We start from the raw sequence: 26,485 nt of genomic DNA, 5'->3' as shown, positions 1-26,485 counted from the left end.
TCAACTCTCGGCGGGCTGCACCATGCAGAAGGCGTTGAGCTTGTTGCCGTCCGGATCGCGGAAATAGCCGGCATAGAAGCCGTCTTCCCCGCGCGGGCCGGGCGCGCCTTCGTCGCTGCCGCCGTGGGCCATCGCGATATCGTAGACCGCGTGGACATCCTCGGGCGATTTGACCTCGAGCGCGACCATCACCCCGTTGCCGACCGTGGCGGGCTGGCCATCGAACGGCACAGTCGCCGCGATCCCCGGCGCGCCGCCCCATGCGCCCCAGGCGATGAAGGTTTCGAAATCCATCATCCGCCCCACGCCGAAATGCGCGGCCAGCGCGTCGTAGAAGGCCGCTGCGCGCGGCAGATCATTGGTGCCGAGGGTAACGTAGCCGATCATTGATGTTCCTCCCGCCTGGTGCGAATCGATGCCGGAACATTACAGGAACACATGCGTTCCAACAAGCCATCAAACGGGCGGTGCATCGACCCGCCAAAGGACGGGTCGCGAGCGCAAGCGCGCGAGCCGCAGGCGATCCGGCGCAAAGCGACGGAGACTCGCCGAGGACGAACGCGCGGAGGCGCGTTCGCAACCAAAAAAGCGGGGCCCCGGATCAAGTCCGGGGCGGGGGATTAGAGCGGCGCGGTCTCCCGCTCCACCCACGCCAGATCGTCGCCCGAAAGGCGCGGGCTAAGCACCTCGCGCACCTTGGCGTGATAGGCATCGACCCAGGCGATTTCCTCCGCCGTCAGCAGGCCCACGTCGATCAGTTTGCGGTCCAGCGGGACGAAGGTCAGCGTCTCGAAGCCGAGCCAGCGGCCCTCCATGCCTTCGATCTGGCGTTCCTCGGTCAGCACCAGATTCTCGATGCGGATGCCGAAGGCATTGGGCTTGTAATAGCCCGGCTCGTTAGAGAGGATCATGCCCGCGTGCAGTTCCTGCCCGGTGCCCGCCTGCCCGCCGCCCGGCTTGGCGATGCGCTGCGGGCCTTCGTGCACCGCAAGCACGCTGCCGACCCCGTGGCCGGTGCCGTGGGCGTAATCGACCCCCGCCTCCCACAGATATTGCCGCGCCAGCACGTCGAGCTGGCCGCCGGTGGTGCCCTGCGGGAACACCGCGCGGGCGAGCTGGATATGGCCCTTGAGCACCCGCGTATTGCGGTCGCGCATTTCCTGCGTCGGCTCACCCGGCCCGATCCATACGGTGCGGGTGATGTCGGTCGTGCCGCCGGGATATTGCCCGCCGGAATCCACCAGATAGATCGAGGAGGGCGGGATCGGAATGTTGCTGTCCTCGTCCACCTTGTAATGCGGCAGCGCGGCATGGCCGGCAGCGGCGGAGATGGTGTCGAAGCTGAGGTCGGAAAGGCCGGGGTCTTCCTCGCGGAAGGCTTGCAGCCGTGCGGCGGCGGAAAGCTCGTCCACGCTGCCCTTCGGCGCCTCGATCTCCAGCCAGCGCAGGAAGCGGCTCACCGCCGCCCCGTCGCGCGCCTGCGCGTCGCGCTGGCCGCCTTGTTCGGCGGGGTTCTTGATCGCCTTGGCAAGGATCGTCGGGTCCTGCTTGAAGGCGAATTTGGCACCCCCGGCGCGCAAGGCCTGCGCGATGCCGACCACCGCGAAATCGGGGTCGAGCGCGACGCTCTGCCCCGCATATTCGCCAAGTGCGCCTTCGAAGGCCTGCCGGTCGCGGATCGTCACCGCATTGCCGAGATGGCGCGCGAGTTCGGGCGTGACCTTCTCGGGCGCGATGAACAGCTCGGCGCTGCCATCCTTGCGGGCGATCACATAGGACAGCGCCACCGGGGTATGCGGCACGTCGGCCCCGCGGATGTTGAGCAGCCAGGCAACCGAATCGAGCGCGGGGATCACCACCGCGTCGTGGCCTTCGCGCGCCAGCCAGTCGGCCACGGCGGCGCGCTTTTCTGCCGAGGAGCGGCCCGCCACCGCCTCGTCATGCACCTTGGCCTCGGCGGGCGAGGGGGCGGGGCGATCGGCCCAGACCGCATCGATCGGGTTGCTGTCGGCCGGGACCATGGCGATGCCCTTGGGCTCGACCTGCTTCTCGACCGCCTCGACCCAGGCCCAGGTGTGGAGCCAGGGGTCGTAGGCGATCTTCGCGCCGCTCTCGCACACCTCGCCCAGCCACGCGCCGAGCGTATCGGCGGGGACGGACTTGTACTCGAACAATTGCCCGTCGACCTGCTCGCGCACCTGCACGGTGTAGCGCCCGTCGACAAAGATCGCCGCGTGGGTGAGCGTGACGCAGGCATAGCCCGCCGAGCCGCCGAAGCCCGTCAGCCACTTCAGCCGCTGGGCATAATCGCCGACATATTCGCTCATGTGTTCATCGGAGATCGGCACGACGAAACCATCGACGCCCCGTCGCTTCAACTCTTCGCGCAGGGCGGCGAGGCGGGCTTCATGGGTTTGCATCAGCATTTCGTCTATCCTCAGGCGATGGCGCGGGCACTTGCCGCGAAACAATGGCACATTAGAAGGGCCATCATAGGCCTTTGCCTTGCGTCTTTCCACCCGCGAGGCCAGCGCCCGGATCGTCAGAGGGAAAACACCGCCAATGCATCGCCCGATCAGCCTTATGGCTCTTGCCACCACCGCCATCGCCACCACCTTGGCGACACCCGCCTTTGCGACCACCCGAGAGGAACAGCCGAGCGTGACCACGCCTTCTGCCGCCAGCACCGAGATCAAGCCCCCCGTCGCCGAAAAGCGCGCGCATTCCTACACCGTTCACGGGATCACCGTCGAAGATCCCTATGACTGGCTCTACGACAAGTCCTATCCCACCGTTGACGACGAGGATGTGCTCAATCACATCAAGGCCGAGAACGCCTATTTCGAAGCCAAGATGGCCGGCCAGGCCGCCTTCACCGAGGCGCTGTTCACCGAGATGCGCGCGCGCATCAAGGAAGACGATTCCACCGTCCCTCAGAAGGATGGCGACTATCTCTACTGGAGCGAGTTCGAGGAAGGCGCGCAATATCGCAAGCACTGGCGCAAGCCCGTGGCGGGCGGCGAGGCCGAGCTGCTCCTCGACGAAAACCAGATGGCCGAAGGGCAGGAATATTTCCGCCTCGGCGCGGCTTCGGTGTCCGAGAACGGCCGCTTCCTCGCCTATGCCACCGACACCAACGGCTCCGAGCGCTACACCGCGCGGATCAAGGATTTGCAGACCGGCGAACTGCTTCCCGACACGATCGAGAACCTCCGCGGCGATCTGGTGTGGGTGAAGAACGACACTGCGCTGGTCTACGGCCCCTCGACCGAGGAATGGCGCACGCTCGAAGCCAGGATGCACGTGATCGGCACCCCGGTGGAGAGCGACGTCACGCTCTACAAGGAGGAAGACCAGAGCTTCGGTGTCGGCACCGGCCTCACCTCGCAGAAGGATTGGCTGATCATCGGCGCGGGCGATAACGAGACCAGCGAAGTGCGGCTCGTCCCCGCCGACAATCCCACCGCCGCGCCGATTCTGGTGAAGGCACGCAAGAAGGGCGTCGAATATTCGGTCGACGTGCGTGACGGCGAATTGTGGGTGTGGACCAACGACGATCACATCAACTTCCGCCTCGCCAAGGCGAAGCTGGCGACGCCGGGCGACTGGCAGACGGTGATTGCCGGGTCTGACGACTTTTATCTGACCGGCTTCGACCTGTTCAAGGACTTCTTCGTCACCGAAGGGCGCCTGGGCGGCCTCGACCAGATCCAGCTGCGCCGCTACGACGATCCGGCGCAGATCACCACGATCACCTTCCCCGAAGCGAGCTACACCGCCGGGCTTTCGAACAACCCGGAATATGATGTCAGCAAGCTGCGGCTGGCCTACCAGTCGATGGTGACGCCCGCGACGGTCTATGACTACGACGTCAAGACCGCGAAGCTCGAAACGCTCAAGACGCAGGAAATCCCGAGCGGCTACGATCCCTCGCTCTATGTCTCGGAGCGGCTGACCGTGCAGGCGCGCGACGGGACGATGGTGCCGGTCAGCATCGTGATGCGCAAGGACCGGGCCGAGATCCTCAAGAAGGCCGGGATCGAGGGTCCGGGGCCGCTGCATCTCTATGCCTATGGTGCATACGGTTATGCCATCCCGCCGGGCTTTTCGACTACGCGCCTCAGCCTCGTCGATCGCGGCTTCGCCTATGCCATCGCGCATATCCGCGGTGGCGACGATCTCGGCCGGCGCTGGTATCTCGGCGGCAAGCTGTTCGAGCGGACCAACACCTTCAACGATTTCGTCGATGTGGGAAGGGGCCTGATCGCCAAGGGTTACACCGCGGAAGGCAAGGTCACCGCCAGCGGCGGCTCGGCCGGCGGGGAGTTAATGGGCGCGATCATCAATCAGGACCCGTCACAATATGGCGCGATCGTCGCCCACGTGCCCTTCGTCGATGTGGTGAACACCATGCTCAACGAGAAGCTGCCGCTCACCCCGGGCGAATGGCAGGAATGGGGCAACCCGATCACCGACAAGGCGGCGTTTGCCTATATGCTGTCCTATTCGCCCTATGATCAGGTTGTGGCCAAGGATTACCCGCCGATGCTGGTGACGGCGGGCCTCAACGATCCGCGCGTGACCTATTGGGAACCCGCCAAGTGGGTCGCGAAGCTGCGCGAATTGAAGACCGACGACAACCTGCTGCTGATGAAGACCAACATGGGCGCAGGCCACGGCGGGCAGTCGGGCCGCTGGAACAGCCTCAAGGAAACGGCGGAGGAATTCGCCTTCATCCTGTGGCAGATGGGCATGGCGCCCAAGAGCGAGGGCGAATAGCCCGCGCCCCTCACCCTGGCGATGGTGCTGCCTGCGCCATCGCCACCAGCTCGGGCGGAAGCGATACGCCGTAACGGAGCGCTTCCGCCGCGAGGATGGCGACGATGGTCTCCATCTCGGTGCCGAACATCGCCAATTTCGAATAGAGCTCGGGCACCGCGCGGATCAGGCCGAAGCCCGCTTCCTGCCCGAATTTGGGGATCGGCCCGCTCGGCAGCGGGCGCTTGTCGAGATCGGGGGTGAGTTGCCACACCATTCCGACCTTGCGGCTGTTGAAGATGGTCGCCACCCGGCCATAATCCGCGGCCAGCAGCATCGCCGGCATCGCCGCCAGATAGCGGCACGCCGCGACCGCCGCAGGCCGGTCCTGAAAGGCGATCGCCGCCTCGAGCCAGCCGAGTGTGCGGCGCACATCCTCGCGGTCGGCATCTGCGGCATGGTCGAGCAGCCAGTCATAGCCCTTGAGGTTTCTGTTCCAGCTGCGCGGATCGCGCGCGACGGCGGCCCAGAACATATCGACCGCGTCCGCCAGCGTTTCCAGCTTGTTGTCCTCGTGCCGGAACACGCCTTCCGGCCCCATGTAGAGGCTGCGCGCGCCGGGCCGCTTTTCACCCCAAACGACGCGCGGGCGAAAGCCGCGGTCCTGCTTGTCGGGTTCGTCTTCGGCCATGATGCGCCTCTCGCCTTGCGGGATTGTGCGACGGATCATGCCACAGACCGGCTAACAAAGCCTTGGCGCGCTTGCGAGGTGCAGGCGAGGGCGGTAGGCCTGCGCCCGTGACCCTCGCCCGCTTCACCCGCACCTTTACCGCCCGGCCCGAGCAGATCGACGAGCTCGGCCACGTCAACAACACCGTGTGGGTGCAGTGGATTCAGGACATGGCGACCGCCCATTGGGACGCGGCGGCGCGGCCCGAGGATCGTGCGGCGTTCTTCTGGGTCGTGGTGCGGCACGAGATCGACTATCGCGGCAACGTGTCCGAAGGCGCGGAGGTGACCGCGACCACATGGATCGAAGGCCCCGCCCAAGGCGCGAAGTCTCTCCGCCGGGTGGACTTTACCGACTCGTCGGGCAAACGCCTCGTCAGCGCAGCGACCACATGGGCGATGCTCGACAAGGCGACCGGGCGGCTGGCCCGTGTGCGGCCCGATATCCTTGCGCCCTTTGCCCCAGCCTAAGCTGCGCGTTCGCGGCGTCCCTCGGGCGCGGCGGTGAAGACCGTCAGGCGCTCGTAGGCGAGGCGGTTCCTCCCGCTCGCCTTGGCATCGTACATCAGCGCATCGGCCTGCGCGTAGAATTCGGCGAAGGCCATCTTGTGGCGCGCGGCCTCGGCCAGCATCACCACGCCCATGCTGGCGGTGACCGGTAGTTCCAGCCCCGGGACGTCCTGCGCGATGCGGATCGGGATTGCCTGCCGCATCGCCTCGGCCCGCTCGAGTGCGCGGGGCCCGCGCAGCAGCACCACGAATTCCTCGCCGCCCAATCGCACCGCGATCGCATCCCGGTCCCCGCTGGCGCGCAGCGCGCCCGCACAGGCGACCAGCGCGGCATCGCCGACCTGATGGCCGTGCAGGTCGTTGATCGCCTTGAACCGGTCGAGATCGACCAGCGCAAAGGTATCGAAGCCCTGCGCCAGCAGCTCGTCGAAGCGCGCCTCGATCGCGCGGCGGTTCATCAGCCCGGTGAGCGAATCGCGGGTCGAAAGCTGTTCGAGCATCTTCGCCTCGCTCAGCGCGGCATCGCGCTCGCGCCGCAGGGCGAGGAAGCGGTCGGCGATGGCGAGGCTGATCACCACTACCTCGATCCCGACCGCGCCATAGATCATCAGGTCGAGGCTTGAGGGGCCGACATGCAGCCCCAGCCCGCGCAGCAGGCGCTCGACCGAGGCGCAGATGATCGGCGCCCAGGCCACCGCCAGATAGCGCGCGGAACGGCTGCCGCGCCACACGGCCTCGATCACCGCGGCGCTGATCACCAGAATGAAGGGCACGAAGGTTACGAAATAGGCGCGGTCGTCGAACGCCTGTGTGCGACCCAGCTGCAGCGCGAAGAACCCCGGTGCGATCATCGTGAACCACGCTGTCGCCAAGGAGATCCGCCGCATCAGGCGCGACTGCGCGCCGCGTTCGAGAAAGGCGACGACAAACAGCCCGGTCAGCCCGGCGGCCATGGCGTAGGACAGCGGCCCCAGCACCGCCATCACGGCGAGCGGCAGGGTGACGAAGGCCGAGGCCAGACCCCCGGCGGTCAGCACATAGACCATCATCGCGCTCACCATCCCGGCGTGCAGCAACACGAACCTTTCGCGCAGCACCACGTAGAAGCTGATGTCGAACAGCAGCGGCAGCAGCAGCATCCCCATCACCAGCGCGAGCAGCAGCATCTCGACCTGCGACCATTCGGCGGTGTCGGGGTTGGCGGTGATGCGCGCCTCGGTCAGCAGCGGGATCGAATGGGGGCCTTCGATCCGCACGAGCAGGGTGGTGGTATCCGGCGTGATGGCGGGCAGCGGCAGGTCGAACACCGGGCCCGCGGCAAAGGGCCGCGCCTCCGCCTCGGTCAGGCGGCGGGTGCGCACGGTGCCGTCACGGTCGATGGCGTGGAAGGTGATCGCGTCGAAGCGGGCGAGGCGGCTGTAGAACTGGCGCGGCAGGGGGGCGCCCTGCCAGCTGCCCGCTTCGAACCGCAGCCACACCGCGGGGCTGCCGGAAGGCCAGCCGGTATCGGAACAGGTCCACGGCCCGCGCGCCATCATCGCTGCCAGCGGGCGGTCGAGATCGGTGGCGCTGTGGCAGACCGGGGCATGGACGGGCGGGGGTTCATCATGGGCGAGGGCCGGCCGCGGCGCCGCCAGAAAAAGCAGCATCGCAGCCATCACAAGGCGAAGAAAAAGGCGGCCCGGATTTGCCATGCCTGCTGCGATAGACATCACCCCTTACGATGGCGTTAAGCAGATTACCTCCATTTTGGAGATAAATATCCTCTATTCAGACGCTTGTGTATCCGCCCGATGGTAGCGCAACCATCGTTTGAGGGGCGTCGAAACCCACGCATACGGGACTGCGGGAATGGCTGCGAAAATGGTCACAAACGTGTCATGAAATGCGCCTAGGGCGCGGGCTGGGCGGCATAAAGCCCTTTGCGTATTTGCGGGATATTCCATGACCTTTCAGTTTGCTTCCCTGATCCGAATCGGTGCCGTCGCGTTGCTCGCAGGCACCACTCTGGCTGCTTGCGACAGCGGCAGCAGCAGCGCGTCGCAGCCGGTGCACGCGGTCGGTTCCTCGACCGTGCTGCCCTTTGCCAAGCTGGTCGCGGAGAACTTCTCGCGCTCGAACGCCGGGATGCCTTCGCCGCTGATCGAATCCACCGGCACCGGCAACGGCATCCAGCTGTTCTGTTCGGGCCTCGGCCCCAACACCCCCGACATGGTCAATGCCTCGCGCCGGATGAAGGACAGCGAATTCGACGCCTGCGTGTCGAACAAAGTCGACGAGATCGTCGAAATCCAGGTCGGGCTCGACGGGATCGCCTTTGCTTCGGCCAAGGGCGGGATCACGCTGAATCTCTCGCCCGAAACGGTCTACAAGGCGCTGGCCGCGACCCCCTATGGCAAGCCGCAGACCGCCAAGACCTGGAAGGATGTCGACCCGGCGCTGCCCGCCGATCCGATCCTCGTCTACGGCCCGCCCAGCACTTCGGGCACGCGCGATGCGCTGAAGGAACTGATCCTCGAAGTCGGGTGCAAGAAAGACCCGGCGATGAAGGCGCTGAAGGACAGCGACGAGGCGAAGTACAAGCAGGTCTGCACCGAAGTGCGCGATGATGGCGCCTATGTCGATCAGGGCGAGCAGGACAACCTCGTCGTCCAGAAGATCGCGGGCAACCCCAAGGCGGTCGGGATTTTCGGCTATTCCTATCTCGAGGAAAACGCCGACAAGGTGCAGGGCCTGCCGATGGAAGGCGTGCAGCCGACCTATGACAACATCGCCAGCTTCGCCTATCCGGGCGCGCGGCCGCTCTATGTCTATGTCAAGAAGGCCCATATGCGCGCCATCCCCGGCCTGCAGGACTTCATGAAGGAATGGGCCAAGAGCTGGGCCAAGGACGGCCCGCTCGCCCGCATCGGGATGGTCGCGATGCCGGCTGATGCGCTCGCCGCCAACGCCGAAAAGGTGCAGACCCTGCCGGTGCTGACCCGCGAGGAACTTGCCGCCAAGTAGCGGGGAGATTGCGAAGCTGATGGCGGGTGTCTAGTCTGCCCGCCATGAGCGCGCGCAAGATCGCCGAATGGCATGACGCCGGCCTGATCGACGCCGCGACGCGTGACCGTCTGACAGCTTACGAAGCCGAACACACGCACCCGCTGCTGCTGTGGGCGGTGTGGGGCATCGGCGCGCTGGCGATCGGGCTGGGCGTCGTTTCGGTGGTGGCGGCGAACTGGGAGGATATTCCCGGCCTGCTGCGGCTCGGCGTCCACTTCGCGTTGCTGGCGGGGCTGCTCGCCTTACTGGTCTGGCGTGAGCAGCGGCTGGACGAGGCCAGCCCGTGGGCGGTGGAGGCGCTGCTCTTCGTCGTCGCCGCGCTGGGCCTCACCTTTTTCGGCCATATCGGTCAGGTCTATCAGACGTCCTCGCCCCTGTGGCAGCCGCTGGCGACCTGGCTCGTCCTGTTCGGACCGTTGCTGCTGCTGACGGGCCGCAGCTGGCCGAGCGCGATTGCGCTGCTCGGCGGCATGGTGTGGTGCGCGTGGGAATATGCGGGCGTCATGGCGGATGCGGGAATCAGCGAGGACATCGGCTGGAGCATCTGGCTGGCCCTTGTCGTCGCGCTTCCCGTGATGGCCGCGCCCATCGCCGCCGCGATGCGCGCGCGCAGCTGGCGCGAGGATTTCTGGGTGACGATCGAGCAACTCGCGCTCACCTATGCCGTGGCGGGGGCTTCCTTCGCTAGCGGCTTTGCCAGCATCGGCGCTTTCGAGGCCGATCCTTCCGCTGCCAAGCTCGCCGCTGTGCTGACCTGTGCTGCCGTCGCGCTGGTGGCGGGCGCGGGGGTCGCGGCGGTGCGGCCGAGCGTTTCGGGCCGGATGACGGGCGCGATCCTTGCCGGGGCGGGCGCAGCGATGGTGCTTGCCTACGCTGCAGACGACCGCAACGTCGCGGCTGCGCTGGTGTTTTTCGCGCTGTGGGCCGGGATCGCAGCGGCGGCGCTGGCGGCGCAGTGGCGCGGGGTGTTCCAGGTGGCGGTCGGCGCGATCGCGGTGCGGCTGGTGATCCTCAGCTTCGAACTCGCCGCCGATCTGCTGATGAGCGGCTTCGGGCTGATCCTGTCGGGCGTGCTGATCCTCGGCATCGGCTGGGCGGCGGTGCGCGTATCGCGCCGCTTCGCGCCCGCCAGGGAGGACGCGGCATGAAGCGGCGCGCACGTCTTGTCGCGGCAGCCTTGCCGCTGTGCGGGCTTGGGGCGCTGTGGGCCTGGTCCGCGCACGTCTACGATCAGGGCACCGAGTGGGAGGTGCCGATCATGGGCTACGACCCGCGCGATTACCTGCGCGGGCACTATGTCGAGTTCACTTACGACTGGCCGGGACTGCCCGAGAGCGACATCGTCCCCGCGGCGCTCTGCCTCGAAGGCGAGGCACCGACGCTCGCGCGGGTCAGCGCGATCCCTGTGGATGAGCCCTGCGGCGATTACTGGGTGCGGTCCGACAGCAGCGGGGTTTACGGCTGGGACAGCCTCAATCGCGGCCGCCTCTACATCGGCCAGGACCGCGCCGCGCAGCTCCAGCAGCAACTGCGCAACCGCGACCAGCGCGGGATCGTGACGATCCGCCAGCGCGAGGATGGCAGCTTCACGCCCATCGCCATTCGCTTCCGCCCGCTCACGCCAGCCGAAATCGCCGAGCGTGACGCCCCGCCGGAGGAGCCCTTCGATCCGCTCGCGCCGCCTGCCGTAATGGACGCGCCCTAGCGGAAGTCCTCTCCCGTCGCGGCGATCCGCACCTTGAGCCCCGCCTGACAGATATTCTGGATCTCGATCCCCGGGTGGGCATTGACTTCGATCACCAGCGGGCCATCGTTGACGTCGAGCACGATGTCCGCCCCGCAATAGCCGAGGCCTACCGCAGGCCCGCATTTCGACGCCAGCTCCAGCACCCGCTTCCAGCCCGGAATCTCGAACCCGATCAGGTTGACGCCGGTGTCGGGGTGGTGGGTGATCGGCGTGCCCTTGACCACCGCGCGGGTGATCTTGCCGGTCTCCATGTCGATCCCCGCCCCGATCGCGCGCTGGTGGAGGTTGGCCTTGCCGTCGCTCTCGATGGTGGGGAGCCGCACCATCGCCATCAACGGGGTGTGGTGCAGGCTGATGACGCGCAGGTCGGGCAGGCCTTCGGGCACGATCCGCGACAAGGCCGGGTCGGCGATGATCAGCGGCTCGATCAGCGCGGCATCCTCAGCGGCGGAATCGCCGGAAAAGCCCCCGTCGACCACCTTCTGGATGTGGTGCATCACCATGTCTTCAGGGAGTGGCGCCCCCGATCCCTTGAACCACGTATTGCCCTCGCGCCGGACGGCGAGCAGGATGCCGTCGCCCTGCGATCCGCGCGCGGGCTTGATCGCCCAGGCATCGGGCATGTCGCGGCTGGGCTTGAAGTTCGACAGCTTCTGGTGGTCGTCGATCACCGCCACCGTGCCGGTGCAGGAGATTCCGGCAGCCTCGAGCGCATATTTGGCCGCCACCTTGTCGCGCGCCCGCTCGATCGCGTGGCGCGGGTTGTATTTCTGGATCAGGGCGTTGCGCTGGTTGATCCCGAGGATCTCGTCCAGCGGATCGAACGCCCGTTTGCCGCGCGCGAAGACCTTGCCCAATCCCATGAACATCTCAGACATCCTCCGCCCGGCGCACCACCCAGGCGTTGTGGATCGGCGGGCGTTTGCCCGGCGCGGCGCTATCATTGGCCGGTGTGCCCGGTGCCATCGGCGCGGTGACGGCAGAGATCACTTGCGGCACCCGGCGGCGTGCGCCCGGTGCGAAGTCGGCGGGGGATTCGATCACCCACATCTCGCCCAGCGCCGGTGCGCGCTTGCCCATTGCGGCGAGCACCATGCCGTGACTGCGATGCAGGAGACTGAGTTGAGGCGTGCGATAGGCGGCCCGCACACGCAGGCGCGGCACGGGCGGCAACGGTTCCGCCTCGGGCAGCGCTTCGGGCAGCGCCTCGGGTTGGGGCACACGCCGGGTATCGGGCAGGCCTTTGCGCCGGTCTTCGGCCACCCCTTCGGGCAGAGCGGCGGCGCGCGCCTGCCGCCTGCGTTCGAGCCAGATCGGGGCGAAGCGGTGGATTTCCGACAGGCGCAGGCCCCGGTACCGCCCGAGGATCGCGATCGCGATTCCGGTGACGGCGGGCATCAGCAGCGGCGACCATTCGATCAGCGCCATCGCGAAGTCCGACACCATCACGAATTCGATCACCACGGCGAGGATGAAGGTGTTGAAGGCCATCTTGGCGGCGGGCTTGGCCCCGTCCTTGCCCCATTGCTTCCACCACCGCTCGACACACAGCGCGCAGACGATCACCGGGAAGGCATCGACCTGCAACTGGGTGTCGAAGATCAGCTGCAACGCCACCAGCACCAGCACGATCAGCGAGATCAGCACCCCCAGAAAGCCGACGCGGGTCATGCGCAGCTTGAGCAGGGTGGGGGTGACGATCATGCCGACCAGCACCGAGGAACACAGCACCACCGGCCCCATCACCGGGCCGATCTGGAGGAACGCGAGCGCGATCAGCATCGGCGTGAACAGGCCGAAGGCTTTCAGCCCGATGAAACTGCGCGCCAGCACCACCAGAAAGGCGCCCAGCGGCAGCACCATCAGGAGGTTGGAGGGCTTCAGGCCCCAGATCGCCTGCGATGTCGCCTTGCCGTCGAGCGCAGAGGGCAGCACGAAAAAGGCCGAGGTGTTGCCCAGCCCGAGCCCGACCAGCACCGCCAGCACGAAGGCGACGGCGAGGCCGACATAGAACGGTCGCCGCACCTGCGGCGTCGCCCTTCCCCAGATTTCGCGAATCCGGGCGATCATTTCAGAAAGCGTAGCCGACCGAAAGAGTCAGACGATAACCCTCACGCTCGCGAGAGCTTTCGTTGCTGTCGAAGAACACATATTTCGCCTCGGCCTCGACGCGCCACTTGCCGGGCCACCACAGCACTTCGACTTCCGGCACCACCTGCCGGTCGCGGCGCAGGCTGCCGTCATCGGCGATGCGGCCATCGAAGCGGGTCTTGATCACCTCGAGCGCGGGTCTGACCCGCAGGTCCTTCGCCACGGGCCGGGTATAGGCGACCCCGGCGGAATCGCGTTCGTATCCGCGCGCCGGATCGTCCGAGGCGATGCTCTCGCTGCGCAGATCGAAGGTCAGGTAGTGATAGGGCCCGAAACGGCGGCGATATTGCGCATCGACACGCGCACCCTCCCCGGTGGTCGCGGGCCCGGCAGCATTGTCGTACTGCCGGTCGCGCCAGGTGCCCTGAAGCCGGAAGCGGTTTTCCCGGCTCGGCTCGAAGGTGACGCGCGCGGAGCCCTGCCATTCGTCGGTATCGGCGGATTCGACCGTCACCAGATCATCGTAGCGGCGGGCCTGCAACTGCACTTCCAGCGTGCGGGTGACATCCTGCTGCACCGTCGCGGTCAGCCGGTCGCGCGAGATGTCGCGGCGGCCATCGCCCAGCCGGAACACCTCGATCCGGTCGGCCTCGACCCGCAGCCGGGTGCGCCGGCTTTCGAGCCCGAGACCCACCTGCCCGCGCAGCGACACGGCCTCGCCATCGATCACCAGTTCCTCGTCGCGGGTGGTGGTCTGGGCGCTGACGGTCTGGATTTCGATCCGCGCATCGGGCTCCAGCCGCCAGCCGCTCCCGTCGTCGGCGGCGGCAAGCGGCGCGGCCGCGCACCATAGGGCAAGGGGCAGCAACCACCGCCTCCACCGTGCCTGGAATTTCATGACCATATTCCCCCGTTATCCTCGCGGGCTTACGGGGTGTTGCGTTTAGAAATTCCTAACCCTGTCCTTAAACCATGACCTGCGCTGCGAGGCATTTTGCATGTGTCTGAAAAGCAAGGCGGCGGAGCACCCGTCGAGGGTGCTCCGCCGCCGCCTTTCGTGTTCGTCTCAGAATCGCGCGGTCACTTCCACCCCGTAGAAGCGCGGTTCGCCAGGGATGAAGGTGGGGATGGTGAAGGCCCCGCCGGTGTTGCCAGCGTCCAGCAGGAAGTCCTCATCGAAGGCATTGCGGATGAAACCGGCGATTTCATAACGCCCGTCGCCAAAGCTCACCCCGGCGCGGGCGTTGACCAGCGTCACCGGCCCTTGGCTGATCAGCGCGGTGTTGGGCACCTGGAAGAAGATCGTGCTGCGATGCGTGATGCTGGGCGTCGCGAAGACGCTCGTGCCGTTGCCGAAATCGCGATCCACCGTGAACCCGCCCGAGGCCTGCCATTCGGGCTGCAGGCGGAAGCGCGATCCGGCAAAGGTGCCGTTGGCCGGATCATCGTCGATCCCGCCGTCAATGAAGCCGAAATTGCCGAAGACGTTGAGCCAGTCGGTCACGTCCACCGCAACTTCGCCCTCGACCCCGAGGTTGCTCGCCCCGCCCGCGCTGCGCGTTTCGAAGGCGCCGGTGGGGTTGCCATCCGCATCGAGCAGCGGGACCGAGACCTGGAAGTTGTCATAGACCTGATAATAGACGCCCAGCGCCGCCGACACCGGCCCGGCCGACAGCTTCACCCCGCCTTCGTAGTTCCAGACGATTTCCGCGGCGACATCGGTGCGGTTCGGCACCACCTCGGCCCCCTGCCGCCGGGCGTTGACCTGCACCACAGGCGAGCGGCGGCCCTTGGAGATGGTGGCGTAGATGTTCACCGCGTCGCTCACCCGGTAGAGCGCGTTGAAGCGCGGCAGCCACGCATCGAAATTCGCCTGCGCGCTGAAGGTGCGCCCGCCGGTGTCGATCTGGCCGGGGATCAGCGAGGGCGTGAGCGGCGCGCCGGGGGTGGCGTTGGGCAGCACCGGCACCGGCACATCGGCAAAATAGCGCGACCGGCGCGATTCATTGAGAAAGCGGATGCCCGCGGTCAGTTCCAGCGCGTCGAAGGGGATCACGGTGACGTCGGCAAAGGCCGAATAAGCCTCGTTACGGCCCCGGTTCTCGAACACCGAGGAATAGGGCACGTTGGTGATCCCGGTCGCGGGCGAGGTGCCGTCCGGTGCGACGCAGGGGACGTCGCCAAAGGGGCGGCCCGCCACCGGCACGCCGAACAGGGTGGTGAGGCATTGCAGGAACAGGCCTTCCTCGGAGGCGAAGGGCACGTTCTGGCGACCATCCTCGATGAAGATGTTCCACCCCGCACTCGCCCGCAGCCGGCTGCCCGCATAGGTGAAGCGGCCTTCGTGGCTGATCTGCCAGCCATCGGCGATCTCGGCGAATTCGAGGAAGGGCGCGGCGCTGCCATCGGCGTCGAACACCTCGGCGCTGTCGAATTCGCGGTAGCCGTTAACGGTGGTGAAGCTCCAGTCGTCGGCCAAGCGAATGTCGGCGGTGAAGTTGATGTCATAGACCTCGCGGTTCAGCCCCAGCTGATCGTCGCCGAGCGCCGCTGCGCCCGCCGGATTGCCGCCGAGATTGGCGTCGACGAAGGCGTTGCCCGGCCCGCCGGGCGATGCGGCCGAGGCGGGGAAGCGCGCCGAGATGAAGGGCGTGCCGCCGTTGCGCTGCTGGTCGTAGGTGCCGACGAGATCGATCGTGACATCGGCGTTTGGCGTGACCCGCAGCGAGGCGCGCAGGCCGAGCTGGTCTTGCGCGTAAAGCTCCTCCTCCTGATTGGGGCTGAGGTTGGTGACATAGCCATCGCGCCGCCGCCATTCGCCCGCGATCCGGCCCGCGATCACATCATTGCCAAGGTTGATGTAGCCGCCGAGCATGGTCTGGTCGAAATTGCCGTAGCTGCCGCGCACCTCGCCTTCGAACCCGGCGCGCGGTTTGGCCGAGACGAGGCTGATCGCGCCTACCGCGCTGGCGGTGCCAAACAGGGTCGCCTGCGGGCCCTTGATCACTTCGACCCGCTCCAGATCGTAAATCGCCTGATAGGAGCCGCGCGAGCGCGAGATGTCGACGCCGTTGTAATAGAGCGTGACGCGCGGGCCTTCCTGCGCCGAGCCAGAGTCCGAAGTGATCCCGCGGATCACCACGCCGGGGTTGTTGGCGCTCTGTTCCTGAATGAGCAGGCCGGGGGTGTAGTAGGACAGCTCGTCGAGATCGGCGACGCCGAGTTCGCGGATGCGTTCACCGCTGACCGCGCTGATGGTGATCGGCACGTCCAGTGCGCGCTGTTCGATCTTCTGGGTGGTGACGATGATCTCGTTGCCCGAGGCGGCATTTTCCTCGTCGGCAACTGCATCATCCTGCGCGAACGCAACCTGCGGCGCTGCGGCGAGAGTGGTGACGAGCGCGATCAACGAAGCGCGCGTGAATCGAGTGCGAAGCATGAGGAAGGCCCTTGTCCATGGAGAGAGGCCTTGCCCGTGGCAGCGCATGGTGACGCGCCCGCTACGGCGCAGTGACGCGTGCGTTACGCCGGATTTACAGTTTCGGGACGTTGCTAGTTTGCATCACGCCCCTTCAGTCGCTCTCCGTCCCGCAGGGATGGGGAGGTGGCAGACGCCGCAGGCGGCTGACGGAGGGGTTATCGATTGCGCGAGGAAAAACCCCTCCGTCACCGCTGCGCGGTGCCACCTCCCCATTCGCAAGGCGAACGGGGAGAGACTGGAGTGATCACAGCGGATTACCGTCCTTGTCGCGATAGATCTCGCGGCGGCCGACGTGGTTGGCGGGGCCGACGAAGCCGTCTTCCTCCATCCGCTCGATCCACTTGGCGGCGGTGTTGTAGCCCACGCCCATCTGCCGCTGCAGCCAGCTTCCCGATGCTTTCTGGTTCTCGAACACGATCTGGCAGGCTTGCCGGTACTTGCGCTCTTCCGGGTTGTCCGAGGCGGTGAGGTCGTCCTCGAAACCGAAGCCGAAGCCTTCCTCGGGCTCTTCGGTGACGGCATCGACATATTCGGGCGAGCCCTGCGCGCGCCAGTGATCGGCCACCGCCTCGACCTCCTCGTCGGACACGAACGGCCCGTGGACGCGCACCATCGCCCCGGTGTTGGGCTTGTAGAGCATGTCGCCCTTGCCCAGCAGCTGTTCGGCCCCCTGTTCGCCGAGGATCGTGCGGCTGTCGATCCGGCTGGTCACCTTGAAGCTGATGCGCGTCGGCAGGTTCGCCTTGATCACGCCGGTGATGACATCGACCGAAGGGCGCTGCGTTGCCATGATCAGATGGATGCCCGCCGCGCGGCTCTTTTGCGAGAGGCGCTGGATCAGCACTTCGATTTCCTTGCCCACCGTCACCATCAGGTCGGCGAGTTCGTCGACGATCAGCACAATCTGCGGCAGCGGCTGGTAATCGAGCTGTTCTTCCTCGAACAACTGCTCGCCGGTCTCGGGGTCGAAGCCGGTCTGCACCCGGCGGCCCAGCGGCTTGCCCTTGGCGATCGCGGCGCTGACCTTCTCGTTGAAGGAATGGATGTTGCGCGAGCTGATGGCGCTCATCATGCGGTAGCGGCGCTCCATCTCCTCGACCGCCCATTTCAGCGCGCGCACCGACTTGGCAGGCTCGGTCACCACCGGGGAGAGGAGGTGCGGGATGTCGTCATAGGTCTTGAGTTCGAGCACCTTGGGATCGATCAGGATCAGGCGCAGTTCGGACGGGGTGAAGCGGTAGAGCAGGCTCAGCAGGATCACGTTGAGGCCCACGGACTTACCCGAACCGGTCGTCCCCGCCACCAGCAGGTGCGGCATCGCGGCGAGATCGGCGATGATCGGCTCGCCCGCGATATCCTTGCCGAGGATGATCGGTAGGCTGCCCTTGGCGTCGGCAAAGTCGGCGCAGGCGGCGAGTTCCTTGAGCGCCACCATCTGCCGGTCCTGATTGGGCAGTTCGATCCCCATCACGGTGCGGCCCGGAATGGGCGAGACGCGCGCGGAAATGGCGCTCATGTTGCGGGCGATATCTTCGGCAAGGCCGACCACGCGGCTCGCCTTGATGCCGGGGGCAGGCTCAAGCTCGTACATGGTCACCACCGGGCCGGTCCGCACCGCGGTGATCTCGCCCTTGACGTTAAAATCGTCGAGCACGTTCTCGAGCAGGCGGGCGTTGCGTTCGAGTGCGAGCTTGTCGAGCTTGGGCGCCTTGTCGGCGGGTGGTTCGGCCAGCAGGTCGAGGCTCGGCAGATTGAAGGGCGCGAACATGTCGCGCTGCGCGGTCTTGGCGGTGGCGGCGCGCTTGGGCGGGGCCGAGGGGTCGGAGATTTCGGGCGCACGGCGCGGGCGTTCCTCGATGGCGGGGGCCGGGGACTCGCCCTTGACCGCGCGGCGGGGGCGGGCGGGGGCGCTGTCCGCGGCCTCGTCGTCCTCGCCCGCAAAGGCCAGCGCGGGCGCAGCGCGGCGACCCGGCAGCGGCAGGCGGCGCAGCAACCCGGCGAGCGATCCGCCGCCGAGAAATTCGGGCAGGCTCATAAGCACGCGCCAGTCGATCGCGAAGATGCGGGTCAGCAGGCCAACGCCCACCGCAAGGGCTGTTAGCGCGAGGCCGAGGATCACCCAGCCCTCCGCCGCTTCGCCGAAGCGCGCCGCGACCGCCTGCACCGCGCCCGCGCCGAGCAGGCCCGCGAGCCCTCCCGCCTGTGCGGGCAGCGTGCCGCCCGGCCCTTCGAAGGCGAGGCTGAGCACCGTGGCGATCAGCGTCATCGCGATCAGCAACAGCGCTGTCGGCATCCACCAGGCGGTGGTCTCGGGCTCGTCGCCATTCTCGACATCGCGCCACAGCTTGCGCGCGCTGACATAGAGCAGGGGCAGCAGCAGCACGCCGGGCAGACCGAAGATCAACAGCACCCGGTCCGCCACCCAGGCCCCGCGCGCGCCCATCCAGTTGGCGACTTCGCTCGGGTCCGCCGCGGTCGAGGGGCTGGGATCGGTCTGGGTGTAGCTGGCCAGCGCGAGGGCGAGGAACACCGCCGCGCCCAGCAGCAGCCCCGCGCCGGTCATCTGCGCGATCCGGCGCAAGCTGCGGCGCAGGCCCGCGCGCCATTCGGCGTCGGTCTGACGAACGGGTTTATTCGATGCGACCGCGCGGCTGGCCATGGGGTGTCTCCTGTGCGGAACAAATTATGAATCCTGCGCGGACTCCGGTCAAGGACAGAGCGACGAACGGCAGAGGCTAGCTCAACCCGTCGATCGCAGCCCAGCGGGGCCAGCCGAGCGCACGGGCGCTCTGGCGGGTCATTCCGCCCAGCGCAATCACCGGCAACCCGGCTTGCCGCGCCAGCAGACGGAAGCGTACGGGGCCGAGTGTCGCGCCTCCGGGGTGAGAGCGAGTCGGGAAGACCGGCGACAGCAGCGCCGCATCTGCACCGAGCCTTGCCGCCAGCCCCAGCTCGGCCAGATTGTGCGCGGTGGCGAGATGCAGCAAGCCGTGTCTGCGCGGCCACAGGCTGCGCGGCGCGCCGTAAAACCCGTCCGCACCCCATTCGCGTGCGGTCAGCGCCGAATCGGCGAGGATCACCACATGGCCGCAGCGGCGCGCGACCCGTCGCAGCGCCCGGAACCGCGCGAGCCGCTCCGGCCCTTCGAGATGGTAATGCCGGTAGATCAGCCCCGACCCGCGCGGCAGCCGGGCCAGCGCGCGCTCCAGCCCGGCATCGTTGCGCGCGTCGGAGATCAGCCACAGGGCGGGGAGGGTCTTTGCGCGCGTCACTCAGCCGCTATAGAGCGCGGCCATGACAAATGCAGCCACCCGCCTCGACGAAGTCCGCGCCAATATCGCCCGCGTCTGCAAGCCCGCACGGCGCAAGCCCGAGGATGTCACGCTGATTGCGGTGAGCAAGATCCACGACGCGATCACGATCCAGCCGCTGATCGACGCGGGACAGCGCGTGTTCGGCGAGAACCGCGTGCAGGAAGCCCAAGGCAAGTGGCCTGCCTTGCGCGAGGCGCATCCCGACATCGAACTTCATCTGATCGGCCAGCTGCAATCGAACAAGGCGGAGGAGGCCGTGGCGCTGTTCGACTATATCCACGCGCTCGACCGCCCGAGCCTCTTGACCGCGCTGGCACGCGCGATGGACAAGACGGGTCGGCGTGTGCCGTGCTTTGTGCAGGTCAATATCGGCGACGAGGCGCAGAAGGGCGGCTGCCCGATTGCGGAGCTTCCCGCCTTCCTCGAACAGGTGCGCGCCGCCGATATTCCGCTTGCCGGGCTGATGTGCATCCCCCCCGCCGACACCGAGGCCGCGCCGTTCTTCGCGCTGCTCGCGAAACTCGCCGCCGATCATGGCATAACCGGCCTCAGCATGGGGATGAGCGGTGATTACGAGACCGCGGTGATGCTCGGTGCGACCCATGTGCGGGTAGGCACGGCGCTGTTCGGCGCGCGGGATTGAGCGCCGCCATGACGGGTGCGCTCGCCCGGCTCGAAGCCTTCGTGGCCCGCTGGAGCGACCGCTTGTGTGGCGATTCGGCGGTGGTCCGCATCGTCACCCGCCCTGCCGGCGACGTGGCGGCGCTTCACACCGCCCGCGCCGACGCTTTCGTGACCGGCCTCGGCTACAAGCCGATCGGCGGAAACTGGGAGCTGCTCGATGCCGAGGGCGCGCCGGATGCGCCACGCTCGGCGCTGGCGGCGCTGGTGGAAGCCTTCAGCCGCAACATGGTCTATTCGCGCGAGCCGTGGCTGGGCGAGGCCGATGCGCTGGCGATGGGCGCCGATTTCCTTGCCTGCTTCGATCCGGCCACGCGCCAGATCGTCACCAACCGGATGTATTTCGGCTGGAACCCGATCACCGATGCAACCTTCGAATGGGCTTTCGTCGCCTTCGACGATGAGGCCATCGCGCTGCTGCTGGCGACCGACGAGGACTGAACAGAAAAGGGCGCCCCGTTGCCGGAGCGCCCCTTCGTTGCAGCGATACTGCTGCGGCTCAGAAGTTGAACCGCCCGGTGATCCCATAAGTGCGCGGTTCGGCGAGGAACTGCGAGAAGATCTGCCGGCCGCCCGGATATTGCGGATCGACGAAAGGTGCCGAGGTCGTGCCCGCCTGGAAGGGCGAGTTGATAGCGACCTGCGCATAATCCTTGTCGAAGATGTTCTGGCCCCAGAACTCGATCGACCACTTCTGCTCCGGACCACGGATGCCGACGCGGGCGTTGAACAGCGCGAAGCCATCCTGTTCCTTCTGCGGGAAGAGGTCGGAGCCGGTGTTGAAGTCCGAGGTCAGGCGGCCATCCATGTAGAACAGCGCCGAAAGGCCGCTGTCGCCGATCGCGGGCGTCCATGTGAAGCTGCCGGTGGCGACCCATTCGGGTGCGTTCGACAGGTTGTCGCCGGGCAGCTTGCGCAGCGCCGGATCGAGCGGAGCGCCCGCGGCATTGCCGACGAGATCCTCGCGGTAGTCGGTCTTGGCGTAGGTGAGACCCGCGGCGATGTTGAGGTCGGCCGCCGGGTTCATCTGCGCTTCGAGTTCGAGACCCTGCGTGCGCACGCCGTAACCGACATCGCCCGCAGCGCAGGAACCGGTCGCCGCGCTGGTGTCGGTATCGGCATCCGGGCCGCCGACGAGATCGCCGTTACAGCCGTTGACGTTCTGCACCAGGAACACCGTCCCGTTGAAGGTGTTCAGCTGGAAGTTGCTGAAATCCGACCGGAATGCGGCGAGGCTCAGGCTGAAGGGCCCGGTCGCGTACTTGGCGCCGATTTCGTAGCTGTCGACCAGTTCGGGATCGAACTGGAGGTTGCCCACCAGCGCCTGCGCACCGCCCGTGGTCGCGGAGAAGGGCTGGATCGGGGCCTTCAGCGCCGAACGGTCAAGGTTGAAGCCGCCCGCCTTGTAACCGCGCGCGAAGCTTGCATAGAGCAGCAGGTCGTCGGTCGCCTTGTAGGAGAGGATCGCGGTGCCGGTCCATTCGTCTTCCTTGCGGTTGTCGCGGATCGACACGCCGTTGAGTTCGGCGGTGGAGTTACCCTGGCAGGACAGGCCGATCAGCGCCCCGGCCAGCGCACGGGCGGTGGCGTTGGCGCTGGACAGATCGTCGAGCACCAGCCCCTGCACCGTGGTGCAGACGGTGTTGTCGTTGCCGAAGGTGGCCGAGAAGTCCTTCTCGTCATTGGTGTAACGCAGGCCGAGGGTGAGGGCGAGGCGATCGGTGATGTTCACGATGTTGTGCGTGAACAGCGCCCAGTTGGTGCCGTCCTGGAAGTAGTTGTCGATCGTCGAGCCGCGATCGTTGAGCCCGTCCAATGCGGTGAAGGCGGCCACGATGTCGGGGCCGGAGGCACCGGTCGCGCCCGCCAACGTGGCCGGGCCGACGCCGGGCACCACGCAGAGCGGGTTGGTGGGCGAGTAGAGCCCCGCCAGACCGCCGCCCGAAATGATGCGGCAATTGGCGAAGCGGCCATACTGGCTGCCGAAGCGCAGATTGTCGCGAACGGTCAGCTTTTCGTTGGCGAAGAACCCGCCGACCAGCCAGTCCAGCGTCCCGCCGAAGGCTTCGCCCTGCAGGCGGACTTCCTGCGTGAAGGTGTGGAACTGGCGATAGGCCTCGTCGCTTTCGCCGCGGTAGAGAATGTCGACCGTCCCGTAGTCGGTATCCGACGCCTGGCCCGAACGGTATTCACGGTAGGCGGTGATCGAGGTCAGCCGCGCGCCGCCGAAATCCCAGTCGATCTGGCCGGAAACGCCGTAGTCCTTGGTCTCGCCGGCAAAGCTGCGGCCCGGCGTGACCGAGATTTCCCGCGCATAGCCCTGATTGAAGGCGCCGAGGTTCTGGCCGAGATCGCGCAGCACGTTGATGATGTTGTTGCCGTTGGGCGACAGCGGCGTCAGCGGGGTGGAGGGATTGTTCAATCCCCCGATGAACTGGTTGACGCTGTTGTCGACATAGGTCGCCGCGCAGCACTTTTCATCGCGGAAGGTGTAGTCCCCGATCAGGCGAACCGAGATGTCCGGGGTCGGTTCGAACAGCAGCTGTCCGCGCACGAAATAGCGGTCGCGATCATTGACGTCGGTGTTGTTGGCGGTGTCGTAATAGAACCCGTCGCGCTTGACGAGGATACCGTCGACCCGCGCCGCCAGCGTGTCGCTGATCGGGCCGGTGACGCTGCCGCCGATGCGGACGAAATCGTAATTGCCGTAAGTGACTTCGCCCGTTCCGCCGAAGGTGAATTCGGGCTTCTTGGAATAGATGCTGATGAGACCGGCCGACGAGTTGCGCCCGCCGAGCGTGCCCTGCGGGCCGCGCTGGACTTCGATCCGGTCGATCTCACCCAGCTCGTTGAGGCCGATGCCCGAACGCGAGCGATAGACGCCGTCGATGAACACCGGCACCGAGCTTTCGAGGCCGGGGTTGTCGCCGACCGTGCCGATGCCGCGGATACGCGCCGAGCCGTTGGCTTCCGAGCCGGTCGAGGAGACCAGCAGCGAAGGTGCGACCTGATTGAGCGCGCGGATGTCGTTCGCACCGCTGTTCACCAGCGTTTCGGAATTGATCGCCGAGATCGCGACCGGCACGTCGGCAAGCGCCTGCGAGCGGCCCTGTGCGGTGACGATGATGACATTGTCGGCGAACGGCTGCTCTTCCTCGGCGGTGTCGGCATCCTGAGCCCATGCGGCGGTCGGCATCAGTGCCATGCCCGCACCGAGCAGCGCCATCGCGCGAAGCGAAGTATAGGATTTCATCCCGTCTCTCTCCCTGTTTGGTCGTTTTGACCATTGACTACCCGACTGGCGGCGCACTGCAAGCCGGGTTTCTGCAAACCTTCGTGATTTGATCGACCAGTGTGGCTTTTAGGCGCGCTCGAGCTGGCTCTGGCGCTGGTCGCTGGCGGCGGCGAGCAGCGCAGCCTCGATCTCGGCGAGGCGCTCGGGCGCCTTGATCTTGGCGGCGGTGAGATCGGTGACGTAAAAGGTGTCCGCCGCCGCCTCGCCGTAAGCCGTGATATGCGCCGAATGGACGATCAGGTTGGCCTTGTAGAGCGCGTGGGCAAGCCGGTTGAGCAGCGCCGGACGGTCGCGCGCGGTCACTTCGATCACGGTGAAGTGGTTGGAAGCGTCGTTGTCGAACCCGACCCGCGGGGCGACGTCGAAGGCCTTGGCGCGCGAGTGCGCCAGTGGCCGTGCGGCAAGTTTCGGCACCAGTTCGACCTTGGCGAGCAGCGCGTCGCGGATGCCCTTGTCGATCCGCGCCATCTGCGCGGGTTCGCGGAACGGCTGGGCGTTCTGATCCTGCACCAGAAAATTGTCGACCGCATAGCCGCTCTTCGCGGTGTGGATGCGCGCGTCGATGATGTTCGCGCCGGCAAGGTGAATGCCGCCCGCCATGCGGTAGAACAGCCCCGGATGGTCGAGCGCAATCACGCTCACCCGCGTGGCGCCGCGCGTCTCGTCGACATCGCAATGGATCGACAGCGCATCGCCTGTCGCCTGCGCGGTGTCATACTGCACGAGATTGCTGGCGATGATGTCCTCGGGCTCGGCGATCCAGTAGGCATCGCCCAGCAGCGCGCCGAAGCTGTCGACCAGATGATCCTGATCCCCCAGCAGCCGCGCGACGGCATACTTCTTGGCCGTCACCCGCTGCTTGCGCCCGTTGCCCTTGTGGCCGAGCCGCAGCCGCTCCTGCGACGCATCGTAGAGCTCGCCCAGCAGCTGCGCCTTCCAGCTGTTCCACGTCCCCGGCCCGACCGCGCGGATATCGACCGCGGTCAGGATCGCGAGATTGCGCAGCCGCTCAAGGCTTTGCACCTCGGCGACGAAATCCTCGATCGTCTTGGGATCGGTGAGATCGCGCTTCTGCGCGGTGCGGCTCATCAGCAGGTGGTGGAGCACCAGCCAGGCGACCAGATCGGTCTCCTTCTCGTCCAGCCCGAAGCGAGGGCACAGCCGGTGCGCGACATCCGCGCCGAGCACCGAATGGTCGCCCCCGCGCCCCTTGGCGATATCGTGCAGCAGCACCGCGACATAGAGCGCCCGGCGCGAAGCGAGCTTGGGAAATTCGCGCGTGGCACGCGGGTGATCGGCGGTCAGCAATCCGCGCTCGATCTGGCTCAAGAGCCCGATCGCGCGGATCGTGTGCTCGTCGACCGTATAGTGGTGATACATGTCGAACTGCATTTGCGCGTTTACCCGGCCGAAATCGGGCACGAAGCGCCCGAAGACGCCCGCTTCGTTCATCCAGCGCAGCGCGGTTTCGGGGTCCTTGCGGCCCGACAGCAGATCGAGAAACAGCGCATTGGCACGCTTGTCGCGGCGCACCTTGAGGTCGATCAGCTTGGCATCGCGCCCGGCCTGCCGCATGGTTTCGGGGTGGATTTCCAGACCCTCGGCCTCGGCGAGCTGGAACACCTCGATCAGCCGGACCGGATCGTCGCGGAACCAGTCGTCCCCCGGCGCGCGCAGCCTTCCGCCTTCGACGGTGTAGCCCTTGAACTGGCGGGGGCGCTGCGTCCATCCGGCGAAGAACCCGGTGCGCGGACGTTTCTTGGCGAATTCCTCGTCAAGGTGGGCGAGGAACACACCGGTAAGGCTGCCGACCCGTTTCACCTGCAGGAAGTAGTACTGCATAAACCGTTCGACCGCGCTCTTGCCGGGACGGTCGGCGAATTGCATCCGCTCGGCCACCTGCCGCTGGAGGTCGAAGGTCAGCCGATCCTCGGCGCGATCGGTGAGGAGGTGCATGTGGCACCGCACCGCCAGCAGGAACCCCTCCGCGCGGCGGAAGCTGCGATATTCGCTCGCGGTCAGCAGGCCGACATCGACCAGTTCGGCGGCGTTCTGGACGCGGTGGACATATTTGCCGATCCAGTAGAGCGTCTGGAGATCGCGCAAGCCCCCCTTGCCTTCCTTGACGTTTGGTTCGACCACATAGCGGCTGTCGCCCATCCGCTTGTGCCGCGCATCGCGCTCGGCCAGCTTCAAGGTCAGGAACTGCCGCTCGCTGCCACGCGCGACCTCGTTCCAGAACCGGCTGCGCAATTCGTCGAACAGCGCGGCCTCGCCCCACACCAACCGGCTTTCAAGCAGGGCGGTGCGGATCGTGAGGTCTTCCTTCGCCATGCGCATCGTATCGGGCACGGTGCGGCTCGAATGGCCGACCTTGAGGCCCAGATCCCACAGCAGATAGAGCATCGTCTCGATCACCTGCTCGCACCACGGCGCGCGCTTGTGGGGGGTGATGAAGGCGATATCGACATCCGAATGCGGCGCCATTTCGGCGCGGCCATAGCCGCCCACCGCAAGGATCGCGAGCCGCTCTGCCTGTGTGCGGTTGGGGACGGGGTAGAGGTGCGTGGTGACGTGATCGTGGATCACCCGCAGCAGCTGGTCCATCAGGAAGCTGAAGCCCGCGGTCACCTCGTGCCCGGCGGACGGAGCCTCCTCCAGCCGCCGGGCCAACTCGGCCCGCCCCTGATCGAGCGCACGGCGCAGCGCGGCGACGATATCCGCGCGCGCCCGCTCGCCGCCGCTGGCGTGCAGCGCGGCGATCTCCTCGGACAGCGCACGCCGATCGATGATCGCGCGCTGGCCGGGGATACGGCGGGGGCTCATACCGG

At 66.8% G+C, this 26,485-nt stretch carries 19 protein-coding genes; 7 read left to right on the top strand and 12 right to left on the bottom strand.

Features of this window, described 5'->3' with window-relative positions:
- Both E2E27_RS01805 and E2E27_RS01800 read right to left on the bottom strand, forming a co-directional pair.
- Positions 1-387, bottom strand: coding sequence for a VOC family protein (locus tag E2E27_RS01805; protein WP_141457412.1), 387 nt, complete (start codon positions 385-387; stop codon positions 1-3).
- A 233-nt stretch (positions 388-620) separates the two neighbouring features.
- Positions 621-2,426, bottom strand: coding sequence for an aminopeptidase P family protein (locus tag E2E27_RS01800; protein ID WP_141457411.1), 1,806 nt, complete (start codon positions 2,424-2,426; stop codon positions 621-623).
- A gap of 136 nt (positions 2,427-2,562) precedes the next feature.
- Between E2E27_RS01800 and E2E27_RS01795 the strand changes: the two genes are divergently transcribed.
- Positions 2,563-4,779 (top strand): S9 family peptidase, encoded by a 2,217-nt coding sequence (locus E2E27_RS01795; protein ID WP_141457410.1) that lies wholly within the window; start codon positions 2,563-2,565, stop codon positions 4,777-4,779.
- Between the two features lie 10 nt (positions 4,780-4,789).
- On the opposite strand, the gene E2E27_RS01790 is transcribed toward E2E27_RS01795, so the two are convergent.
- On the bottom strand, positions 4,790-5,488 hold the full coding sequence (locus E2E27_RS01790; RefSeq protein ID WP_141457409.1) for a hypothetical protein: 699 nt from the start codon (positions 5,486-5,488) through the stop codon (positions 4,790-4,792).
- Between the two features lie 68 nt (positions 5,489-5,556).
- Between E2E27_RS01790 and E2E27_RS01785 the strand changes: the two genes are divergently transcribed.
- A complete protein-coding gene (locus E2E27_RS01785) occupies positions 5,557-5,958 on the top strand; it encodes an acyl-CoA thioesterase (protein ID WP_181443522.1) in 402 nt (133 codons plus the stop codon).
- On the opposite strand, the gene E2E27_RS01780 is transcribed toward E2E27_RS01785, so the two are convergent.
- Positions 5,955-7,655 carry a sensor domain-containing diguanylate cyclase gene (locus tag E2E27_RS01780; protein ID WP_234036143.1) on the bottom strand — a complete coding sequence of 567 codons (1,701 nt, stop codon included), beginning with the start codon at positions 7,653-7,655 and terminating at the stop codon, positions 5,955-5,957. The genes E2E27_RS01785 and E2E27_RS01780 overlap by 4 nt on opposite strands.
- A gap of 286 nt (positions 7,656-7,941) precedes the next feature.
- Here E2E27_RS01780 and E2E27_RS01775 point away from each other — a divergent pair, with 286 nt between their 5' ends.
- The 3 genes from E2E27_RS01775 to E2E27_RS01765 are packed head-to-tail and all read left to right on the top strand — an operon-like array spanning position 7,942 to position 10,750.
- Positions 7,942-9,003 (top strand): substrate-binding domain-containing protein, encoded by a 1,062-nt coding sequence (locus tag E2E27_RS01775; RefSeq protein ID WP_141457407.1) that lies wholly within the window; start codon positions 7,942-7,944, stop codon positions 9,001-9,003.
- A gap of 44 nt (positions 9,004-9,047) precedes the next feature.
- The gene (locus E2E27_RS01770; RefSeq protein ID WP_141457406.1) at positions 9,048-10,193 is read left to right on the top strand and encodes a DUF2157 domain-containing protein; all 1,146 of its coding nucleotides are present in this window, start codon (positions 9,048-9,050) and stop codon (positions 10,191-10,193) included.
- Positions 10,190-10,750 carry a GDYXXLXY domain-containing protein gene (locus E2E27_RS01765; protein ID WP_141457405.1) on the top strand — a complete coding sequence of 187 codons (561 nt, stop codon included), beginning with the start codon at positions 10,190-10,192 and terminating at the stop codon, positions 10,748-10,750. The genes E2E27_RS01770 and E2E27_RS01765 overlap by 4 nt, the downstream gene beginning before the upstream one ends.
- Here E2E27_RS01765 and E2E27_RS01760 read toward each other — a convergent pair.
- The 6 genes from E2E27_RS01760 to E2E27_RS01735 form a co-directional block, all read right to left on the bottom strand.
- Positions 10,747-11,661 (bottom strand): sugar-transfer associated ATP-grasp domain-containing protein, encoded by a 915-nt coding sequence (locus E2E27_RS01760; protein WP_181443521.1) that lies wholly within the window; start codon positions 11,659-11,661, stop codon positions 10,747-10,749. The two genes, E2E27_RS01765 and E2E27_RS01760, sit on opposite strands and share 4 nt — an antisense overlap.
- 1 nt (position 11,662) lies before the next feature.
- Positions 11,663-12,862, bottom strand: a complete 1,200-nt coding sequence (locus E2E27_RS01755; RefSeq protein WP_141457403.1) for a 7TM domain-containing protein — start codon at positions 12,860-12,862, stop codon at positions 11,663-11,665.
- Position 12,863: 1 nt separating this feature from the next.
- Positions 12,864-13,751 carry a hypothetical protein gene (locus E2E27_RS01750; protein WP_141457402.1) on the bottom strand — a complete coding sequence of 296 codons (888 nt, stop codon included), beginning with the start codon at positions 13,749-13,751 and terminating at the stop codon, positions 12,864-12,866.
- A 198-nt stretch (positions 13,752-13,949) separates the two neighbouring features.
- Entirely contained in the window at positions 13,950-16,322 is a 2,373-nt protein-coding gene (locus E2E27_RS01745) for a TonB-dependent receptor (protein WP_141457401.1), read from the bottom strand.
- 286 nt (positions 16,323-16,608) lie between these two features.
- Entirely contained in the window at positions 16,609-19,023 is a 2,415-nt protein-coding gene (locus E2E27_RS01740) for an FtsK/SpoIIIE family DNA translocase (RefSeq protein ID WP_141457400.1), read from the bottom strand.
- A 76-nt stretch (positions 19,024-19,099) separates the two neighbouring features.
- Complete coding sequence (locus E2E27_RS01735; protein WP_141457399.1) at positions 19,100-19,636, bottom strand: thiamine phosphate synthase; 537 nt, start codon at positions 19,634-19,636, stop codon at positions 19,100-19,102.
- A gap of 22 nt (positions 19,637-19,658) precedes the next feature.
- On the opposite strand from E2E27_RS01735, the gene E2E27_RS01730 reads away from it, so the two are divergent.
- Together E2E27_RS01730 and E2E27_RS01725 are read left to right on the top strand one after the other, a co-directional pair.
- A complete protein-coding gene (locus E2E27_RS01730) occupies positions 19,659-20,321 on the top strand; it encodes a YggS family pyridoxal phosphate-dependent enzyme (protein WP_141457398.1) in 663 nt (220 codons plus the stop codon).
- An 8-nt stretch (positions 20,322-20,329) separates the two neighbouring features.
- Complete coding sequence (locus E2E27_RS01725; RefSeq protein WP_141457397.1) at positions 20,330-20,800, top strand: hypothetical protein; 471 nt, start codon at positions 20,330-20,332, stop codon at positions 20,798-20,800.
- 58 nt (positions 20,801-20,858) lie between these two features.
- On the opposite strand, the gene E2E27_RS01720 is transcribed toward E2E27_RS01725, so the two are convergent.
- Both E2E27_RS01720 and E2E27_RS01715 read right to left on the bottom strand, forming a co-directional pair.
- Entirely contained in the window at positions 20,859-23,612 is a 2,754-nt protein-coding gene (locus tag E2E27_RS01720) for a TonB-dependent receptor (protein WP_141457396.1), read from the bottom strand.
- A gap of 108 nt (positions 23,613-23,720) precedes the next feature.
- On the bottom strand, positions 23,721-26,480 hold the full coding sequence (locus E2E27_RS01715; RefSeq protein WP_141457395.1) for a [protein-PII] uridylyltransferase: 2,760 nt from the start codon (positions 26,478-26,480) through the stop codon (positions 23,721-23,723).
- Between the last annotated feature and the right edge of the window lie 5 nt (positions 26,481-26,485).

It is taken from the genome of Porphyrobacter sp. YT40 (assembly GCF_006542605.1).
GTDB lineage: Bacteria > Pseudomonadota > Alphaproteobacteria > Sphingomonadales > Sphingomonadaceae > Erythrobacter.
This window is presented reverse-complemented; position numbering and strand designations above follow the sequence as displayed.

Coding starts and splice junctions, on each gene's coding strand:
- E2E27_RS01805 (WP_141457412.1), bottom strand. CDS start 387: ATGATCGGCTACGTTACCCTCGGCACCAATGATCTGCCGCGCGCAGCG.
- E2E27_RS01800 (WP_141457411.1), bottom strand. CDS start 2,426: ATGCTGATGCAAACCCATGAAGCCCGCCTCGCCGCCCTGCGCGAAGAG.
- E2E27_RS01795 (WP_141457410.1), top strand. CDS start 2,563: ATGCATCGCCCGATCAGCCTTATGGCTCTTGCCACCACCGCCATCGCC.
- E2E27_RS01790 (WP_141457409.1), bottom strand. CDS start 5,488: ATGATCCGTCGCACAATCCCGCAAGGCGAGAGGCGCATCATGGCCGAA.
- E2E27_RS01780 (WP_234036143.1), bottom strand. CDS start 7,655: ATGGCTGCGATGCTGCTTTTTCTGGCGGCGCCGCGGCCGGCCCTCGCC.
- E2E27_RS01775 (WP_141457407.1), top strand. CDS start 7,942: ATGACCTTTCAGTTTGCTTCCCTGATCCGAATCGGTGCCGTCGCGTTG.
- E2E27_RS01770 (WP_141457406.1), top strand. CDS start 9,048: ATGAGCGCGCGCAAGATCGCCGAATGGCATGACGCCGGCCTGATCGAC.
- E2E27_RS01765 (WP_141457405.1), top strand. CDS start 10,190: ATGAAGCGGCGCGCACGTCTTGTCGCGGCAGCCTTGCCGCTGTGCGGG.
- E2E27_RS01760 (WP_181443521.1), bottom strand. CDS start 11,661: ATGTTCATGGGATTGGGCAAGGTCTTCGCGCGCGGCAAACGGGCGTTC.
- E2E27_RS01755 (WP_141457403.1), bottom strand. CDS start 12,862: ATGATCGCCCGGATTCGCGAAATCTGGGGAAGGGCGACGCCGCAGGTG.
- E2E27_RS01745 (WP_141457401.1), bottom strand. CDS start 16,322: ATGCTTCGCACTCGATTCACGCGCGCTTCGTTGATCGCGCTCGTCACC.
- E2E27_RS01740 (WP_141457400.1), bottom strand. CDS start 19,023: ATGGCCAGCCGCGCGGTCGCATCGAATAAACCCGTTCGTCAGACCGAC.
- E2E27_RS01730 (WP_141457398.1), top strand. CDS start 19,659: ATGACAAATGCAGCCACCCGCCTCGACGAAGTCCGCGCCAATATCGCC.
- E2E27_RS01725 (WP_141457397.1), top strand. CDS start 20,330: ATGACGGGTGCGCTCGCCCGGCTCGAAGCCTTCGTGGCCCGCTGGAGC.
- E2E27_RS01720 (WP_141457396.1), bottom strand. CDS start 23,612: ATGAAATCCTATACTTCGCTTCGCGCGATGGCGCTGCTCGGTGCGGGC.
- E2E27_RS01715 (WP_141457395.1), bottom strand. CDS start 26,480: ATGAGCCCCCGCCGTATCCCCGGCCAGCGCGCGATCATCGATCGGCGT.